Origin of the sequence: Serratia sp. HRI (genome assembly GCF_010119335.3) — a bacterium.
In the GTDB taxonomy this organism is placed as follows: Bacteria; Pseudomonadota; Gammaproteobacteria; order Enterobacterales; family Enterobacteriaceae; genus Serratia; species Serratia nevei.
This window is the reverse complement of record NZ_CP083690.1, coordinates 1115568-1132139: the sequence shown is the minus strand read 5'-3', so window position 1 is coordinate 1132139 and position 16572 is coordinate 1115568. Positions and strand designations below refer to the sequence as shown.

The window sequence follows — 16572 nt, the reverse complement described above, 5'->3', positions numbered from 1 at the left end:
GATGCTGCAGGTAGAGGAATTGAATCAATATTACGGCGGCAGCCACATTCTGCGCGGCCTGTCGTTTGAGGCGCGCATCGGCGAGGTGACCTGCCTGCTGGGGCGCAACGGTGTGGGCAAGACCACGCTGCTGAAATGCCTGATGGGGCTGGTCCCGGCGCGCAGCGGCAGCGTCCGCTGGCAGGGCGAAACCATCACCGGTAAAAAACCGCATCAGCGGGTGCAGGCGGGCATCGCCTATGTGCCGCAGGGGCGGGAGATTTTCCCGCGCCTGACGGTGGAGGAAAATCTGCTGATGGGGCTGGCGCGCTTTTCCGGCGCCGCTGCGCGCACGGCGCCGGATCCGATCTATGACTTGTTTCCGGTGCTGCGGCAAATGAAGGATCGGCGCGGCGGCGATCTCTCCGGCGGGCAGCAGCAGCAGCTGGCGATCGGCCGGGCGCTGGCCTGCCGGCCGCAGCTGCTGATCCTCGACGAGCCGACGGAAGGGATCCAGCCTTCGGTGATCAAGGAGATCGGCGCGGTGATCAAGCAGCTGGCGGCGAAGGGCGATATGGCGATCCTGCTGGTGGAACAGTTCTATGACTTTGCCGCCGATCTGGCGGACAGCTATCTGGTGATGTCGCGCGGCAGCATCGTGCAGCGCGGCGCCGGCAGCAATATGGAACAGGACGGTGTACGCGGGCTGGTGGCGATTTGAACGAGGCAAAGGGAGCCGCATGTCTGAAAGTCGTGCAGCTGTTTCTCCTTACGGATGTTATGGACTAATCTAAAAGGCGTTTTTTATTAATCCCTTGCCATGGATAGCTAACATCATCATGAACGAAATCACTGTGTCACGCCTCGGTTGCATCGTCCTGTCCCTGTTTCCGGCCCTGTGGGGGCTGTTCAGCCTGTTGAACAATACGGCGGATTTCACCGGCACCGCGCGCAATGCGGTGGGCCCGCTGCTCGCCATGCAAGATACCTATCAGACGCCGGGGTTGATGTGGCGCGCGATCAGCGCCGACTGGGCCTGCATGTTGGGGTTGGCTGTCATCACCACGCTGGAAACGCTGGCGGGCCTATTCGCGGCCGCAGGCGTGGTGCTGATGATCGGGCGATTGAGAGGCCCTTACGCCGCTTTCGCCAAGGGCAAAGCCTGGGCCATGCTGGGGGCGATTTGCGCAATTGCGGTGTGGGGCGTCGGCTTTATGGTGCTCGCCGGCGACTGGTTCATGGCCTGGCAGGCCAAGAAGGATCCGCTGGCGGTGCAGCTGGGGGCGCTGATCTACCTGGCGCCCAATGCGTTTGCCTTACTGTTCCTGATGCTGCAGCGGGAGCCGCGCTAAACGACGGCGGAGCGGGGCGCGGTTACAGCGCCTTGCTCATATACCAGATGCCTATCGAGCCCTGGGCGCTGGTGTAGCAGGTCTCGCCACAAATGCTCAATCCCTGGCGCTGATAAAAGCGTTGGGCGCCGGTGTTACGTTGCAGCACTTCCAGCCACAGCGTCTTCTGCCGGCGCTCGATGGCCCGCTGTTGCACCTGTTCGAACAGGCGCTGGCCATAGCCGTTGCCGGCATGGCCCGGCAGGAAATAGATTTTCTGCAGCTCTGCGCCGCGGGTTTGCGTTGGCGCCAACAGGCTGTCGACGTTGAGCCGCGCATAGCCGACCAGGGCGTCATCCTCATAGGCCAACAGCCAGCACACGTCGGGATCGCGCAGCGTCCGTTCCAGCGCGGAGACGGAAAAATCCTCGGCGAGAAAGGCCTCGAGCTCGTGCGGGTAGCGCCACAGCTCACCGAAGTGCGCGCGATAGGTGCGGATGCCGATATCGCGCACCTGCGTTAAATCTTCCAGCAATGCCTGACGGACGGTGAACATGAATGAACCTCATCGAAGCGGGAACCGATGAGTATAGCGAGTTAATTTTCAAGATGTCGCGGCGTTTCACGACGAAAACCCAGGCCGATGATGCGGCCGAACAGGCGCGGCAGCCAGCGGCTGTTGCCGACGCGGGCGATCAGGCGCGAACCGCCCGCCGCGCGGCGTTCGCCCGGCTTGCGCTGGCTCATTTTGATCTGCAAAAACTGGATGGCCCGGGTGGGGAATTCGCGCCGGCGCTGCACGCTCAGCAGATGCTTCAGCTGCAGCCGATGCTGGCGCAGCGGCGGGATCAGGGCGTTGGCGGCGGCCACCGCGTCCTGAATCGCCAGGTTGACGCCCACGCCGCCGATCGGTGACATGGCGTGCGCGGCGTCGCCGATGCACAGCACCCCCGGTTTGGCCCAGCGATCCAGACGATCGATGCGGATGCTCAGCAGCTTCACCTGATCCCACTCGACGATCTCCTGCAGGCGATCGTCCTGGAATGGCGCCACCTCGGCGAGGTGCAGCAAAAATTTCTCCAGGCCGCTGCGGCGGATCGCGTCGAAGCTGCCTTTATCGATCGAGTAGCCGCACTGCCAGTAGTCGCCGCGGTCGATCATGATGAAGTTCTGCTTCGGCCCGGTATGGCCCATCGACCAGGCCGGATCGCCCGGCTGCTTGCTGAGCTTCATCCACAATACGTCGCGCGGGGCACCGAAGGAGCGGCTGCTGAGCGCCGCCTGCTCGCGCACCACCGAGTTGCGGCCGTCGGTGCCGATCACCAGCTGGCTGCGCACGCGGATCGGGCCTTCCGGCGTGTCGGCCAGCACGCCGCATACCTGGCCGCGGTCGTTGAGTAGCTGATGAACCTGCGTTGAGGTAAGCAGCCTGAAATGGGGGAACGCGGCGGCCTGCTGCGCCAAAAAGTTGAGGAACTCCCACTGCGGCATAAAGGCGATAAATTTGCAGCGCGTCGGCAGGCGGGTGAAATCCGCCAGCTTAATGTCGCGCCCGGCGACTTCGGCGTGCAGGGATTCGGCGCGCTGGTGTGGCAGCGTCAGCAGTTCGTCGAGCAGGCCCAGCTGGTGCATGACTTCCAGCGTCGACGGATGAATGGTGTCACCGCGAAAATCGCGCAGGAAGTCGGCGTGCTTCTCCAGCACCGTCACGTCGATCCCCGCCCGCGCCAGCAGATAGCCGAGCATTAGCCCGGCGGGGCCGCCTCCCACGATGCAGCAGGTGGTGGCGTAAGGTGTGATCGGTGATGACGGCATGGCGCTTGACCCCAGAGAGCGGCCCGCATCCCGCGAACCGCAAATGAATGTTTAGTGTTGATAATGATTATCAATATCAGGTTTGGCTGTCAACCCGCGGCGCAGTGTGGTCAAAGGGGGCGGACAGATGGCCGACGCGGAACAGCTGGCCGTTTTGCACGGGGGACTGCGGCGGTTCACGCCATAAATCCAGCCGCACTAATCGCCAGTCGGCGGGATCGAACGCCACGATGGAGGCCAGCGCGCCGGGGGCCGCCTGCTGTTGCCGACGCAGCGCAGGCAGATCGCTGTAGGGGGCGATAATCTGCTCCTGACAGGTCGCCCAGGCGGCCCCGGCCAGATGAGGGCGATCGAAATGCGCCAGCCACGGCAGCCAATGATTGACACGCGGCCAGCCGAACGCCTGGCTGAGCCCCCTGAAACCCTCGTCGGTCAGGAAGTCGCTCATGCCGGCGCTGCTGTTCCACAGGTAGAAGGGAGCGTAGAGGTTCTCGGCGCTGCCTTCGCTGCGCTGCGCGTACAGATAGGCTTTGACGATCAGCTGCGGGCAGGCGTCGAGCCGGTGGCCGAAATTGGCGATGCGGCGGCGGACGATGGCCATGTCGTAATCGGCGGGCAGGGTGAAACGGTATTGCATCGCGAGCACAAGGATTCTCCGCAAAGACATTGACCGGGAGAGCGTGACACGCCATCTTTATCAGTAAAATCGGTATTATTTTGATTGATGGTTCAGAAAATCAGGATGGTCAGCATGGGGCGAATAACGTTCGATCTCGAGGATTTGCGCAGCTTTGTTACCGGCGTCGAACTGGGCAGCTTTGCCAAGGCCGCTGAACGGTTAGGGCGCTCGACTTCAGCGGTCAGCGCCCACCTGAAAAAGCTGGAACAGCAGGTTGGCGCGCCGATCCTGCGCAAGGCCGGGCGCGGCATGGTGATGACCGAGGCGGGGGAAACCTTGCTCGGCTACGCGCGCCGTCTGCTGGAGCTCAATGACGAAGCCGCCGCCGCGGTGCGCGGGTTGGATCTGCAGGGCACGGTGCGGCTGGGGCTGCAGGAGGATTTCGGCGAGACGTTTTTGCCGCAGGTATTGGGCAGCTTCGCGCGCGCCAATCCGAAGGTGCGCATCGAGGCGCGCATCGCCCGCAATGCCGAGCTGATCGACTGGGTGCTGAAAGGCCAGCTGGATCTGTCGCTGGCGTGGGATGGCGGTTTGAGCACGCCGTTTCATCAGGCGCTGGGGCAGCGGCAGCTGCACTGGATCGCCTCGCCCGGCTTCGCGCTGGCGCCCTGGCGAGAAGGGGATGAGCCGCTTTCGCTGGTGATGTTCGACGCGCCTTGCCTGATGCGCAGCGCGGCGACGCAGGCGCTGGATCGCGCCGGTATTCCCTGGCGCATTGCCTTTACCAGCCGCAGCCTGAACGGCGTTTGGGCGGCGGTGAACGCCGGGTTGGGCGTTACGGTGCGCACGGCGGCGGGTTTGCCGCCCGGCCTGGCGCCGCTGGCGCCCGAACTGCTGCCCGCTCTCGGCCAGCTCGGCGTGGTGCTGCACCGCGCCGAGGATCAGCCTTCCGCCGCCGTGCAGCGGCTGGCGCAGATCGTGGTCGAGCGGATCGGCACTAATCTTTAGCGATAGGCTGCTTGCCGCTCAGCTGGCCCCATTCGCTCCAGGCGCCGTCATACAGCTTGACCTGCGGCGCGCCGAGCGACAGCAGGCCGAACGCCAGTACCGCCGCCGTCACGCCGGAGCCGCAGCTGGTGATGATCGGCCCGTTGATGTCCACGCCCTTGTCGCTGAAGGTTTGGCGCAGCGCTTCCAGCGATTTGAAGCGGCCGTTCTCCAGCAGCTCGCCGTACGGAATGTTGATGCTGCCGGGAATATGACCGCGGTGCAGGCCGGGGCGCGGCTCCGGCGCTTCGGCATAAAAGCGCGGCGCGGCGCGCGCGTCGAGAATTTGCACCGGCGTGCCCAACGCCTGTTCCACTTGCCGCATATTCACCACCGCGTCGGCGTTGAACCGAGCGTTGAACGTCTGCGGCTCAGGCTGCGCCGGGCCGGTCTCCAGCGCCTGGCCCAGCGCTGCCCAGCCGTTCAGCCCTTCGTCCAACACGTAAACGTGCCGGGCGCCGAAATTGCGGAAGGTCCACCAGCCGCGCGGCGCGGAGAACTGGTTGCCCTCATCGTAAATCACCAGGGTGTCGCGCTCGCTGATACCCAACTTGCCCACCGCCACGCCAAACTCCGCCGCCGTCGGCAGCATGTGCGGCAGCGCGGTGTTTTTGTCCGCCACCTCGTCGATATCGAAATAGACCGCGCCAGGGATATGGCCGCGTTCGAACTCGGCAAGCATGTCTTTCTTCGGCGTCAGCCCGACCGGCGACATCCGGACGTCGATCACCACCAGATTTTCATCGTTGATATGCTGCGCAAGCCATTGGGGAGTCACCAGAAACGGAGAGTTCATCGTCATTGTTCGCCTGTTGTGAAAACGGATTTTCACTATACACCAGGCCGTGCGGGGATGAAGTATGATGTTCAGTCAAAGAGGATGGGCGGGGAGCGGAGAAACCATGACGGATCAGGCGTTTGGCGGGGCCAAAATCGCGCTGCTGTGCGACGATCGCTTGCTGGTTTACCAACGGGACGACAAACCGGGCATTCCGTGGCCCGGCCTGTGGGATCTGCCCGGCGGCGGGCGGGAAAACGGCGAAACGCCGCTGCAGTGCGTGCAGCGGGAGACGCAGGAAGAATTCGGCGTGGCGATCGCCGAATGCCAGGTGGCCTGGCGGCGGCGCTACGACGGCATCCTGCCGGGCTCCCCGCCGACCTGGTTTATGGCCGGCGAGATCGCCCCGGCGCAGATCGCCGCCATTCGCTTCGGCGATGAAGGCCAGCGCTGGCAGATGATGCCGGTGGCGCAGTTTATTCACCATCCGCAGGGCATCGAACATCTGCGCCGCCGGGTGGCGGAGTTTTTGCTTCAGTCCGTCTGAGGTTGCAGCACGCTGCTCGGCATCAGCCGCTGGATGGTGGCGCCGACCCGCTGCACCGCCTGTTCGATCTCCGCCGTCAGCTTAGGCGCATAGTTGATGCGCAGGCAGTTGCGGTATTTGCCGGCGGCGGAAAAGATGCTGCCGACGGCGATCTGCACGCCCTGCGGCTCAAGATGGCGGTTCAGCCGCAGGGTGTCGAACGCCTCGTCCAGTTCGATCCACAGCATAAAGCCGCCGCGCGGCCGGCTGACGCGGGTGCCGGCCGGGAAGTACTTCAGGATAAGGTCGGTCATGCGGTCGCGGTTCTGCTGGTAGCGGGCGCGCATGCGCCGCAGGTGCTGCAGATAGTGCCCGCTGCGGATAAATTCGGCGATCGCCAGCTGCGGCTGGGTGGCGGTGGCGCCGGAGCCGATAAACTTCATGTGCAGCACCCGCTCCAGGTAGCGGCCGGGCGCGATCCAGCCCACCCGCAGCCCCGGCGCCAGCGTTTTGGAAAACGAGCTGCACAGCAGCACGCGGCCGTCTTCGTCGAACGACTTGATGGTGCGCGGCCGCGGGTAGTGATAGGCGATGTCGCCGTAGACGTCGTCCTCGATGATCGCCGCGTCGTGGCGCTGCGCCAGCGTCAGCAACCGCTGTTTGTGGGCGTCGGGCATGATGTAGCCCAGCGGATTGTTGCAGTTGGGCGTCAGCAGGATGGCCTTGACCGGCCACTGTTCCAGCGCCATCTCCAGCGCCGCCAGGCTGACGCCGGTGAGCGGGTCGGTGGGGATTTCCAGCGCCTTGATACCCAGGCCCTTCAGCGTCTGCATGGTGCCGTGGAAGCAGGGCGAGTCGACCGCCACGATGTCGCCGGGTTGGCAAACGGCGCGCAGCCCGGCGGAAATCGCTTCCTGGCAGCCGGTGGTGATCAGCAACTGGTCGGGGCCGATTTGGCAGCCGGAATCCAGCAGCAGGCGGGCAACCTGTTCGCGCAGCGCGGCCACGCCCTGAATGCTGTCGTAATACAGGCTGCGCAGGTCGCCGTGGCGGGCGGCGTTGCGCAGGGCGACGATCAGCGGTTTCATCGTCGGCTCGGCGATATCCGGCATGCCGCGCCCCAGCTGGATCAGGCCCTCGTGCGGCCGGCTGCGCACCAGCTCCAGCACCTGCTCCCATTGCGAAATGTCTACCGGCCGCTGCACCGGCGCCGTCATGGCAGGCAGCTCGGCCTGCGCGCGCTGCGTATGCACGAAGTAGCCCGACTTCGGCCGCGCTTCCACCAGGCGCTGTTCCTCCAGCAGCCGGTAGGCTTGCTGTACCGTACTGATGCTGACGCCGTGCTCCTGGCTCAGCGTGCGCACCGAAGGCAGGCGGTGGCCGGCCGGATACAGCCCTTGCTGAATACGTTGGCTGAGAATGGCGGCCAGGGTGGCGTAGCGTGTCATACAGAGGCCTCTTATCGGGATGAATGATTAAAAAACCGGTACAGATTCTTTCAAAGTAAACCATTCAGCGATTTTATTGGCGCATCTGTATGAAAAAAATAGCGCCAGCGTGAATCTGTATTGTTTTTCTCCCGGCGAGCATGATGACTGCAACGCGAAAACATCAGGGAGAATAACAACATGGCTCTTTTTGCTGGTATGCCGCTGCGGCGCTCGGTAGGTTGGTCACGCTGGCGTCTCTATCTGCTGCGGCACAGAACGAGAAAGGAGCTGTTATTGTTGAACGACAGGCAGCTGGCGGACATCGGCCTGACGCAGGTGGAAGCCCGGCGTGAAGGCTATAAACCGTTCTGGAGAGAATAAGGAAAGCGAATGCTGAAACTATTGGGCAAGGCTTCATCGATCAACGTGCGCAAGGTGCTGTGGACCTGCCAGGAGCTGGGGCTGCCGCTGGTGCGGGAGGACTGGGGCAGCGGCTTTCGCTCCACGCAGGAGCCGGCGTTTCTGGCGCTGAACCCGAACGGCCTGGTGCCGGTGCTGATCGACGGCGAGCGGGCGCTGTGGGAGTCGAACACCATCTGCCGCTATCTGGCGGGGCGGGAAGGGTGCCGCGATCTGCTGCCGCAGGAACCCGGTGCGCGTGCGGCGGTGGAGATGTGGATGGACTGGCAGGCCACCGATCTGAACGGCGCCTGGCGCTATGTGTTCATGTCGCGGGTGCGTGGGCATGCGGATTATCAGGATGCCGCCAGCCTGGCCGCCGCCGAGCGTGAGTGGAACCGGCTGATGGGGTTGCTGGACAAGCATTTGGCGCAGCACGGCCCTTATGCCGCCGGCGACGCCTTCACGTTGGCGGACGTGGTGCTGGGGCTGTCGTTGAATCGCTGGTTGATGACGCCGTTCGAGCGGCCGAATTATGCGGCGCTGGCGGCCTATCAGCAGCGCCTGCTGCAACGCCCCGGCTACGTGCAGCACGGCGCTAACGGTTTACCGTGATATGAAATAAACGGTTCATTTTATCTCACCGGATACGGCAAGCCGTGTCTGGGCTTTCTGCGTTGCATCCTCCCGTCAACGTTTCAGGAACGGCATCACGAATATGAATTTTATTTTCCCGTGCGCTTGTTATTGAAATTTACATTCCATATAAACCCGTTATCAGACGGCGCGTTTCATTGAGCGGCGCCTGGTTCTACGCAGGATTTCGATCACGGGAGAAAATGATGAAACAGGTACGCGTTGGGTTAATCGGCACCGGTTATATCGGGCGTTGTCACGCTATTGCCTATGCGCAGGCCCCCACGGTCTTTCCTCTGAAAGGGGAGCTGGTGCTGGAGATGTTGGCGGAAGTGACGCCCGAGCTGGCGGCGCAGCGCGCCACCGAGTTCGGTTTCGCGCGTTCGACCGGCGATTGGCGGCAGCTGGTGGCCGATCCGGCGATCGACGTGGTGGACATCTGCGCGCCCAACTTCTTGCACAAAGAGATGGCGTTGGAGGCGATTCGCCACGGCAAGCACGTGTATTCGGAAAAGCCGCTGGCGCTGGGCGCCGCCGACGCGGCGGAGATGGTGCAGGCCGCCCGCGCCAAGGGCGTGAAAACGCTGGTCGGTTTCAACTACATGAAGAACCCGACCAGCCAGCTGGCGCGCGAGATCATCGCCAATGGCGAAATCGGTGAGGTGGTGCATTTTTACGGCACCCACAATGAGGATTATCTGGCCGACCCGCGCACGCCGATTGACTGGCACTGCCGCCGCGCCAGCGCCGGGCTGGGTGCGCTGGGAGATCTGGCGGCGCATATCGTCAATATGGCCCACTACCTGGTGGGCGATATCGTGGCGGTCTCCGGCGATATGCAGACCGTGATCAAACAGCGCCCGGATCCGCAAGACCCGGCGCGCCTGCTGCCGGTGGAAAACGAAGATCAGGCCAGCGCGCTGCTGCGTTTCGCCGGCGGGGCGATGGGCACTCTCGAAACCTCGCGCATCGCCTGCGGGCGTAAGATGGGGCTGACCTATGTGGTCACCGGCACTAAAGGCACGCTGAGCTATACCCAGGAACGGATGGCGGAGCTGAAGCTGTATCGGCACGATGAGCCGGCGGAGCGGCAGGGGTTCAAAACGCTGTTGGTAGGGCCGAAACACCCGGACTACGCGGCGTTCTGCATCAGCGCCGGGCACGGCATCGGCTTTAACGATCAGAAGACGGTGGAGATCCGCGATCTGGTCAACGGCATCGCCGCGGGCGATCGCATGTGGCCGGACTTTGAAGAAGGCTGGAAGGTGTCGTGCGTGCTGGATGCGATAGCCGCCTCCGCCGAGCAGCGGCGCTGGCTGGAGATCAACCGCGATTGAAAATGAAATGGCGCTCTCTCGTGGACAGCGCCATTAGGTTGCTATGTTACTAACTTAATATCTTATTAAGCTAGTTGCATAATAAGTTGCTGACCTGGCAACTTAGAACGAGAAGCACGAACAGCCGAACGCGCCCCAGAAGGCATTCTCGTCCGACACCGGGATGCTGGAGCGGCGCGCAATGTCATGCTGATGCGCGTGTACGCCACACGGGCCACAGCATTGGTGCGCCTGGCTCAGCACGCCGACTTTGGCCGCCGCCGACGGCGGCGCGGAGCGGTAGTGGCCCGGCACCTGGGTGACCGGCGACCACTCCGGCAGCACCGGCAGCGGCGGCGGCGCCAGCGGCGAGAAGCTGCCGGCGGCGTAGACCACCTTGCCGTCCACCACCGTCATTACCGACTCGATGCCTTTGATCTGCTCTTCCGGCACGCTGAAATAGTCCTGCGACAGCACCGCCACATCCGCCAGCTGGCCGACCTTGATCTGGCCTTTCTTGCCTTGTTCGGTGGAGAACCAGGCGCTGCCTTGCGTCCACAGCATCAGCGCCGTTTCGCGATCCAGCCGGGCGCTGTCGTCGTACATCGCCATGCCGCCGACGGTGCGGCCGGAAACCAGCCAGTACAGCGCCGTCCACGGGTTGTAGCTGGCGACGCGGGTGGCGTCGGTGCCCAGTCCGACCGGCAGCTCAGCCGCCAGCATTTTCGCTACCGGCGGCGTATGTTTGGTGGCTTCGATGCCGTAGCGGTCGGCGAAATATTCGCCCTGGAACGCCATGCGGTGCTGCACCGCAATGCCGCCGCCCAATGCCTTGACCCGCTCGATATTGCGCTCGGTAATGGTTTCGGCGTGGTCGAACAGCCAGTGCAGCCCGTTGAACGGAATGTCGCGGTTCACCTTCTCGAACACGTCCAGCATGCGGCTGATGGATTCGTCATAGGTAGCGTGCAGGCGGAACGGCCAGCGGTGCTCGACCAAATGGCGCACCACCCGCTCCAGCTCGTCTTCGGTACCCGGCGGCAGATCCGGGCGCGGCTGCAGGAAGTCTTCGAAGTCGGCGGCGGAAAACACCAGCATCTCGCCGGCGCCGTTGTGGCGATAGAAGTCGGTGCCCTGACCCGGCTTGAGCATGTCGGTCCACAGCTCGAAGTCTTCCAGCTCCTGCTTCGGCCGCTGGGTGAACAGGTTATAGGCGATGCGGATGGTCAGCTGCTTTTTCTCGTGCAGCTCGGCGATCACCTGATAATCCTCCGGATAGTTCTGGAAGCCACCGCCGGCGTCGATGGCGCTGGTGAGGCCCAGACGGTTCAGCTCGCGCATAAACTGGCGGGTGGAATTAATCTGCTGTTCCAGCGGCAGCTTCGGCCCTTTCGCCAGCGTGGCGTACAGGATCATGGCGTTGGGCTTGGCGATCAGCATGCCGGTCGGGTTGCCGTTGGCGTCGCGCTGGATCTCGCCACCCGGCGGGTTCGGCGTGTCTTTGGTGTAGCCGACCACCTTCAGCGCCGCGCGGTTGAGCAGCGCGCGATCGTAGAGGTGCAGAATGAACACCGGCGTGTCCGGCGCCGCCTGGTTGATTTCGTCCAGCGTCGGCATGCGGCGCTCGGCGAACTGGAATTCGGTCCAGCCGCCGACCACCCGCACCCACTGCGGGTTCGGCGTGCGCAGCGCCTGTTCTTTCAACATGCGCAGGGCGTCGGCCAGCGAAGGCACGCCTTCCCAGCGCAGCTCCAGGTTATAGTTCAGGCCGCCGCGGATCAGGTGCAGGTGCGAGTCGTTCAGGCCCGGAATGGCGGTGTGACCGTGCAGATCGATCACCTGGGTTTCCGGCCCAGCGTGCTGCATGACTTCGCTTTCGCTGCCGACCGCCAGAAACTTGCCGTCGCGGATGGCGACCGCCTGTGCGGTGGGATTTTGGCGATCGACGGTGTGAAACTTGCCGTTGGTGATGATCAATGAAGCGTGGTGGTTCATAACATTCTCCCGGCGAACCGCCTAGCGGCGGATCAGCCATTGATGAAAAACGCGAGTCACGATAGGCATCCACAGGTACACCACCAGGGCGACCACGGTGGCGTCATTGAGAAAATGGCCGAGCAGCGTGCCGTCCAGCTGCGGCAGCACCAACCCCCAAAACCAGGGCACCAGATTGGTGGAAGGGAAGATCACCAGCAGGGTGATGATGAACTGCTTCCACTGGGGCGGCTGGCGCACGCCGGGGTTGGGCGGGGTAAACCAGAACTCCGCGCCGGGGCGGATCTCGATATGGTCGCTCTCCAGCAGCAGCGGGGTGACTTCTTCGATGTATTGCTTGCGCAGCGGCGAGTGGATCCAGCGGTACAGGTTGTCGAGGTTGTCGAAGCGGACCAACACCGTATAGGCCTGTTCGTCGCCGGCAGGGCGGATGACGTTGACGCCCAAATGGCCGGTGAAGCCCGCGGCGTCGGGCATGATGCGGTTCAGCCAGGCCTCATAGGCCTGCTCGTTCCCCGGCGCCAAACGGTGGGTGATCACCAGCGTGACATGCTGCGGATGGGCCATAAAACCGACTCCTGAAAATACCCCGGCGCAGGGCCGGGGCAAGGGGATTATTTCACCGTGCGAGCCGGTGCGTGGTGCACCATGGTGTAAGCGTAGTCGACGCCCATGCCGTACGCGCCGCTGTGTTCGCGCACCAGCGCCATCACCGCGTCGTAGGTATCTTTGCGCGCCCAGTCGCGCTGGTACTCCAGCAGCACCTGCTGCCAGGTCACCGGCACGGCGCCGGCCTGCACCATGCGGTCGATTGAACGCTCGTGCGCATCGACGGAGGTGCCGCCGGAGGTGTCGGTCACCACATACACTTCATAGCCGGCTTCCAGCGCCATCAGCGCCGGGAAGGTTAGACACACTTCGGTCCACAGCGCGGAGATCACCAGCTTTTTGCGGCCGGTGGCTTCCACGGCTTTAACGAAGGCCGCGTCTTCCCAGGAGTTCATCGAGGTGCGTTCAATCGGGGTGATTTCAGGGTGTACCGCCAGCAGTTCCGGCCAGATATAGCCGCTGAAGCTTTCGGTTTCTACCGAGGTGAAAAGGGTTGGCACGTTGAAAATCTTGCCCGCCTTCGCCAAACCAACAACGTTGTTTTTCAGTTGCTGACGATCAATATTAGCCACGCCGAAGGCCATTTGCGGTTGATGGTCGATAAAAATCAGTGCGGAGTTGTCTTTATCAAGCAGTTGAAACTTGGACATAATTTACCTTCCCAGTGATATTTCGGTTGAACATCTGATGAGTGTAACGCCGATAAAACGCATGGTAGGCAGAGGGCGATTTCAAAGATACCGCAGAATTTTTGCCGACTTGTTGAGTTTTTTTATACACGGGAGAAAGCATGAGATTAAACCTGGAAGCGCTGCTGATTTTGGACGCGCTGGACCGGCACGGATCTTTCGCCGCCGCAGCCGCCGCACTGTTTAAAACCCCTTCGGCACTCAGCTATATGGTGCAAAAGCTGGAGAACGATCTCGACATCACCCTGCTGGACCGCTCCGGCCACCGGGCGAAGTTCACCGATACCGGCAAGCTGATGCTGGAAAAAGGCCGGGTGCTGCTGCGGGCGGCGCAGGATCTGGAGCAGCAGGCGCGCTACGTGGAGAACGGCTGGGAAAGCGAGATCACGCTCGGGATCGACGCCTCATTCCCGTTCGCCCGCCTGTTGCCACTGATCGACGAGTTCTATCGGCAACATCATCATACCCGGCTGCGTTTCAGCCACGAGGTGCTGGCCGGCTCCTGGGAATCGCTGGTTTATGGCTGCGCCGACATTATTATCGGCGCCATCTGCGAGCCGCCGTCGCGGGTGGGCTATGCGTTCAGCCGGCTGGGGCAGCTGGATTACGTGTTCGCCGTCGCGCCGCAGCATCCGTTGGCGGCGCTGCCGGAACCGTTGCCGAAGGACGAAATCCGTCAGCACCGGGCGGTGGTGGTGCGCGATACCTCGCGGGTCAACGCGCCGCAGAGCCTGAACCTGCTCGAAGAGCAGGATACGCTGACGGTCTTCGGCTTCGACGCCAAGCTGCAGGCGCAGTTGGCCGGGTTGGGCTGCGGCTATCTGCCGCGTTCTCTGGCGGAACCTTACCTTAACAGCGGCGAACTGGTGGCGAAACGCGTTGAATCTGAGCGTTGCAGCGACGTTGCCTATTTCGGCTGGCGGGAAAGCGCCAGCGGTCTGGCGGCCAAGTGGTGGCGCGAGCGGCTGCAGCGTTACGCGGATGACGGCGAGGCTTACCCGGCGGCGCAGTGAGGGCCGCGCGATAAGGATAAATCCCCCCAATAAGGACATAGGGAATGAAAAAGACACTAAGCCTGTTGGCGCTGTTGCTGCTGAGCGGCTGCGGCGCCGGGCGTCAGGCCGGCATCCCGTTGCCGGAGCCGCAGGCCGAGGCGCAGGCCACGGCGCCGCTCAGCTATCCGGTGCGGGTGCATAACGCGGTGAGCCGCGAGCTGCGTTTGCCTGAGCGCGCGCGCGGCCAACGCTGCACCATCAGCATTCGGCTGCGGCCGGACGGCAAGCTGGCGAGCAGCAAGATCGTAAGAGGCGACGCGCCCCTGTGCGCAGCGGCGAACGCGGCGGTGCAGCACGCGCAGTTTCCGCCGATGGCCACCGCCACCGAGTACGCGCTGTTCAACGCCGTGGTGCTCGATTTCGTTCCTTGAAGGGCGGTAACGGACGGGCCGCCTGCGCGATTAATGCTTGTCAGTTAGCGTTTTTTTTGAAGTACTCGTGACGTTTTCGGTCGATAAATGAGAGGTGCATCATGAAGCTTCTGCACCTCGACCGAGCCAGGGGCCGAAGGCGCGGCCCCTGGCAACCCGCGCCTTTGCCCTATCAGACGGTTGGCTTTGCCAACGTTACTCAGCCCATCCCTGGGCCTCGCCCCTTCGGGGCCGCTGCAAGCAGCGTTCAAATCTGCTCCAGGCAGATTTGTCCTCTCTCCGCCATACCGCATTGAGGCCGGTTGCGACAGGCGTCCCTGCCTGTCTCACCTGAAACCGCCGTCCATGGCGGTTTCTCCTAATGCGCTATGCCTGCGTTCGGCGTCTTCAAGGGCATCCAATACCGTGCTCATCTCCGATTTCTCTTCTCTGCTATAACCTCATAAAGCACGGGTTGCCCGGTAGCTGCCAGCACGGGGGTTGACCTTTGGCGCGCATCACCGGCTGCCGAGCAAGACGGCGTTGTCAGGGGCAACCGGCCAGGGAAGGCCGGTTGAGGCGAGACTAACAGGGACGTTTGTCGCAGCCGACCCGCCCGACAATGCAGACGCGGCGAGGGTATCCGCACAGCGGACAGACGGTGTTAAGCGAAGGCGCGGGTGGAGGGGCCGCGCCTTCGGCCCCTCCAATTGCCGTTCATTGCAGTAACAGAGAAATGCGGAACATTTACGGCAATTCAGGCTACACGAAACACACAAAGATGGGATAAAAAATGCCTGTCAGGTTTAACTGACTGATATTACCGCCTGCGCGGCCCGTTTTTTCGCTTTTACGCGTACGCAACCCGCTGAATTTTCACTTAGCTTTGCCATTTTCGTTATTTTGAACGTCGCTACGGCTCACGGATACTGGGAGAACATCTCTCACCGCGAGCCGCAGCATGTCCCACGCCCACTATTTGCACCCCGAACAGCGCGAACGAATCAGGCAGCTTTATCGGCGCCGGCATTGGCGAATGGAATTGCCCACCTGGGGGATCATGGCGGCGGTATACGGCGGCTGGTTCGGCGTAGCGCTGGGGTGGCAAACGCTGGGCCCGTGGCTTGGCGCGCCGCTGTTGATCCTCCTGACCGCCTGGTACATGTCGTTGCAACACGAGCTGATCCACGGCCATCCGACGCGCTGGCCGCGCGTCAATCAGCTGTTCGGCCTGTTGCCGCTGGCGGTGTGGTATCCCTACGGGTTGTATCGCGATTCGCATCTGCGCCATCACCGCAACGACCACCTGACCGATCCGCACGAAGATCCCGAAAGTTATTACTTCAGCGCCGCGCAGTGGCGGCGCTATCCCCGCCTGCTGCCGCTGCTGGCCGCCGTGCGCAATACGCTGATCGGCCGGGTGCTCCTCGGCCCGGCGCTGGATATCGCCGCGACCCTGGCCGGGGCGGTGAAAGCGCTTGCCTCTGGGGAGTGGCGCACCTGGGGGATGTGGGGAGTGCACCTGTCGCTGTTGGCGATGTTGCTGAACTGGCTGCAGGCGCAGGGTATCGGCGCGGCGTTTTACCTGCTGGCCATCAGCTACCCGGCGCTGGCGCTGACCAAGGTAAGATCGTTTTTTGAGCATCGCGCCGTGGACGCACCGCAGGCACGTTCTATTATTAATGAGGCGGGCTGGCCGTGGCGGCTGCTGTTTCTCAATCTGAACTACCATTTAGTGCATCACGATTTGCCCGGCCTGCCTTGGTATGGTTTGCGTGACGTCTATCTGGCGGAGCGTGAGGCGTATCAGCGGCGCAGCCAGGGATTTGTCGCGCAAGGCTACGGCGAGTGGCTGCGCGATTACGCCCTGACGCCGATCGACGTTGGCGTGCATCCGTTGCGCGCCGATGAACCGCAGGGAGAAGGCGATGCCCTGCCGACGAAAAAATTTATTGCGCGCTGGAAGCGCGTTTCTCAGGATTTTCCAACCTAACCGGC

Annotated in this window: 18 protein-coding genes; 10 read left to right on the top strand and 8 right to left on the bottom strand. The window is 62.9% G+C overall.

Annotation, left to right across the window (positions count from 1 at the left end):
• Position 1: 1 nt before the first annotated feature.
• Together urtE and GF111_RS05510 are read left to right on the top strand one after the other, a co-directional pair.
• On the top strand, positions 2-700 hold the full coding sequence (gene urtE, locus GF111_RS05515) for an urea ABC transporter ATP-binding subunit UrtE (protein WP_038880102.1): 699 nt from the start codon (positions 2-4) through the stop codon (positions 698-700).
• Positions 701-818: 118 nt separating this feature from the next.
• Positions 819-1331, top strand: a complete 513-nt coding sequence (locus tag GF111_RS05510; RefSeq protein WP_038880105.1) for a DUF2165 family protein — start codon at positions 819-821, stop codon at positions 1329-1331.
• Positions 1332-1353: 22 nt separating this feature from the next.
• Here GF111_RS05510 and GF111_RS05505 read toward each other — a convergent pair whose 3' ends face one another.
• From GF111_RS05505 to GF111_RS05495, 3 genes are all read right to left on the bottom strand, one after another.
• The gene (locus GF111_RS05505; protein WP_038880108.1) at positions 1354-1866 is read right to left on the bottom strand and encodes a GNAT family N-acetyltransferase; all 513 of its coding nucleotides are present in this window, start codon (positions 1864-1866) and stop codon (positions 1354-1356) included.
• A 41-nt stretch (positions 1867-1907) separates the two neighbouring features.
• Complete coding sequence (locus tag GF111_RS05500) at positions 1908-3125, bottom strand: FAD-dependent oxidoreductase (RefSeq protein WP_047728286.1); 1218 nt, start codon at positions 3123-3125, stop codon at positions 1908-1910.
• 76 nt (positions 3126-3201) lie between these two features.
• Complete coding sequence (locus GF111_RS05495; RefSeq protein WP_038880113.1) at positions 3202-3771, bottom strand: DUF4865 family protein; 570 nt, start codon at positions 3769-3771, stop codon at positions 3202-3204.
• A gap of 105 nt (positions 3772-3876) precedes the next feature.
• On the opposite strand from GF111_RS05495, the gene GF111_RS05490 reads away from it, so the two are divergent.
• Positions 3877-4752 (top strand): LysR substrate-binding domain-containing protein, encoded by an 876-nt coding sequence (locus GF111_RS05490; RefSeq protein WP_038880116.1) that lies wholly within the window; start codon positions 3877-3879, stop codon positions 4750-4752.
• Here GF111_RS05490 and sseA read toward each other — a convergent pair.
• Entirely contained in the window at positions 4742-5587 is an 846-nt protein-coding gene (sseA, locus tag GF111_RS05485) for a 3-mercaptopyruvate sulfurtransferase (protein WP_038880118.1), read from the bottom strand. The two genes, GF111_RS05490 and sseA, sit on opposite strands and share 11 nt — an antisense overlap.
• Positions 5588-5693: 106 nt before the next feature.
• On the opposite strand from sseA, the gene GF111_RS05480 reads away from it, so the two are divergent.
• Positions 5694-6116: an NUDIX hydrolase gene (locus GF111_RS05480; protein ID WP_060434429.1), complete on the top strand. Its 423-nt coding sequence runs from the start codon at positions 5694-5696 to the stop codon at positions 6114-6116.
• On the opposite strand, the gene GF111_RS05475 is transcribed toward GF111_RS05480, so the two are convergent.
• Entirely contained in the window at positions 6104-7543 is a 1440-nt protein-coding gene (locus GF111_RS05475) for a PLP-dependent aminotransferase family protein (RefSeq protein ID WP_055316040.1), read from the bottom strand. The two genes, GF111_RS05480 and GF111_RS05475, sit on opposite strands and share 13 nt — an antisense overlap.
• A 180-nt stretch (positions 7544-7723) precedes the next feature.
• Between GF111_RS05475 and GF111_RS05470 the strand changes: the two genes are divergently transcribed.
• From GF111_RS05470 to GF111_RS05460, 3 genes are all read left to right on the top strand, one after another.
• Positions 7724-7906 (top strand): DUF1127 domain-containing protein, encoded by a 183-nt coding sequence (locus tag GF111_RS05470; protein ID WP_038880126.1) that lies wholly within the window; start codon positions 7724-7726, stop codon positions 7904-7906.
• 9 nt (positions 7907-7915) lie between these two features.
• Positions 7916-8539, top strand: a complete 624-nt coding sequence (locus GF111_RS05465; protein WP_055316041.1) for a glutathione S-transferase family protein — start codon at positions 7916-7918, stop codon at positions 8537-8539.
• A 227-nt stretch (positions 8540-8766) separates the two neighbouring features.
• Entirely contained in the window at positions 8767-9897 is a 1131-nt protein-coding gene (locus GF111_RS05460) for a Gfo/Idh/MocA family protein (RefSeq protein WP_047728281.1), read from the top strand.
• 102 nt (positions 9898-9999) lie between these two features.
• Here GF111_RS05460 and GF111_RS05455 read toward each other — a convergent pair whose 3' ends face one another.
• The 3 genes from GF111_RS05455 to GF111_RS05445 are packed head-to-tail and all read right to left on the bottom strand — an operon-like array spanning position 10000 to position 13130.
• The gene (locus tag GF111_RS05455; protein ID WP_147190495.1) at positions 10000-11871 is read right to left on the bottom strand and encodes an amidohydrolase; all 1872 of its coding nucleotides are present in this window, start codon (positions 11869-11871) and stop codon (positions 10000-10002) included.
• A gap of 21 nt (positions 11872-11892) precedes the next feature.
• Positions 11893-12438, bottom strand: a complete 546-nt coding sequence (locus GF111_RS05450) for an antibiotic biosynthesis monooxygenase (RefSeq protein WP_147190497.1) — start codon at positions 12436-12438, stop codon at positions 11893-11895.
• 47 nt (positions 12439-12485) lie between these two features.
• Positions 12486-13130, bottom strand: coding sequence for a hydrolase (locus GF111_RS05445; protein WP_004939390.1), 645 nt, complete (start codon positions 13128-13130; stop codon positions 12486-12488).
• A 140-nt stretch (positions 13131-13270) separates the two neighbouring features.
• Here GF111_RS05445 and GF111_RS05440 point away from each other — a divergent pair, with 140 nt between their 5' ends.
• From GF111_RS05440 to GF111_RS05430, 3 genes are all read left to right on the top strand, one after another.
• Positions 13271-14182, top strand: a complete 912-nt coding sequence (locus GF111_RS05440; protein ID WP_033646934.1) for a LysR substrate-binding domain-containing protein — start codon at positions 13271-13273, stop codon at positions 14180-14182.
• 44 nt (positions 14183-14226) lie between these two features.
• The gene (locus tag GF111_RS05435) at positions 14227-14595 is read left to right on the top strand and encodes a cell envelope integrity TolA C-terminal domain-containing protein (protein WP_110611125.1); all 369 of its coding nucleotides are present in this window, start codon (positions 14227-14229) and stop codon (positions 14593-14595) included.
• A 940-nt stretch (positions 14596-15535) separates the two neighbouring features.
• Positions 15536-16567, top strand: coding sequence for a fatty acid desaturase (locus GF111_RS05430; RefSeq protein WP_147190499.1), 1032 nt, complete (start codon positions 15536-15538; stop codon positions 16565-16567).
• Positions 16568-16572: the final 5 nt, after the last annotated feature.

What these genes read in the sequence shown, in the direction of transcription:
- urtE (WP_038880102.1), top strand. Translation starts at nt 2, where the DNA reads ATGCTGCAGGTAGAGGAATTGAATCAATATTACGGCGGCAGCCACATT.
- GF111_RS05510 (WP_038880105.1), top strand. Translation starts at nt 819, where the DNA reads ATGAACGAAATCACTGTGTCACGCCTCGGTTGCATCGTCCTGTCCCTG.
- GF111_RS05505 (WP_038880108.1), bottom strand. Translation starts at nt 1,866, where the DNA reads ATGTTCACCGTCCGTCAGGCATTGCTGGAAGATTTAACGCAGGTGCGC.
- GF111_RS05500 (WP_047728286.1), bottom strand. Translation starts at nt 3,125, where the DNA reads ATGCCGTCATCACCGATCACACCTTACGCCACCACCTGCTGCATCGTG.
- GF111_RS05490 (WP_038880116.1), top strand. Translation starts at nt 3,877, where the DNA reads ATGGGGCGAATAACGTTCGATCTCGAGGATTTGCGCAGCTTTGTTACC.
- sseA (WP_038880118.1), bottom strand. Translation starts at nt 5,587, where the DNA reads ATGAACTCTCCGTTTCTGGTGACTCCCCAATGGCTTGCGCAGCATATC.
- GF111_RS05480 (WP_060434429.1), top strand. Translation starts at nt 5,694, where the DNA reads ATGACGGATCAGGCGTTTGGCGGGGCCAAAATCGCGCTGCTGTGCGAC.
- GF111_RS05475 (WP_055316040.1), bottom strand. Translation starts at nt 7,543, where the DNA reads ATGACACGCTACGCCACCCTGGCCGCCATTCTCAGCCAACGTATTCAG.
- GF111_RS05470 (WP_038880126.1), top strand. Translation starts at nt 7,724, where the DNA reads ATGGCTCTTTTTGCTGGTATGCCGCTGCGGCGCTCGGTAGGTTGGTCA.
- GF111_RS05465 (WP_055316041.1), top strand. Translation starts at nt 7,916, where the DNA reads ATGCTGAAACTATTGGGCAAGGCTTCATCGATCAACGTGCGCAAGGTG.
- GF111_RS05460 (WP_047728281.1), top strand. Translation starts at nt 8,767, where the DNA reads ATGAAACAGGTACGCGTTGGGTTAATCGGCACCGGTTATATCGGGCGT.
- GF111_RS05455 (WP_147190495.1), bottom strand. Translation starts at nt 11,871, where the DNA reads ATGAACCACCACGCTTCATTGATCATCACCAACGGCAAGTTTCACACC.
- GF111_RS05450 (WP_147190497.1), bottom strand. Translation starts at nt 12,438, where the DNA reads ATGGCCCATCCGCAGCATGTCACGCTGGTGATCACCCACCGTTTGGCG.
- GF111_RS05445 (WP_004939390.1), bottom strand. Translation starts at nt 13,130, where the DNA reads ATGTCCAAGTTTCAACTGCTTGATAAAGACAACTCCGCACTGATTTTT.
- GF111_RS05440 (WP_033646934.1), top strand. Translation starts at nt 13,271, where the DNA reads ATGAGATTAAACCTGGAAGCGCTGCTGATTTTGGACGCGCTGGACCGG.
- GF111_RS05435 (WP_110611125.1), top strand. Translation starts at nt 14,227, where the DNA reads ATGAAAAAGACACTAAGCCTGTTGGCGCTGTTGCTGCTGAGCGGCTGC.
- GF111_RS05430 (WP_147190499.1), top strand. Translation starts at nt 15,536, where the DNA reads ATGTCCCACGCCCACTATTTGCACCCCGAACAGCGCGAACGAATCAGG.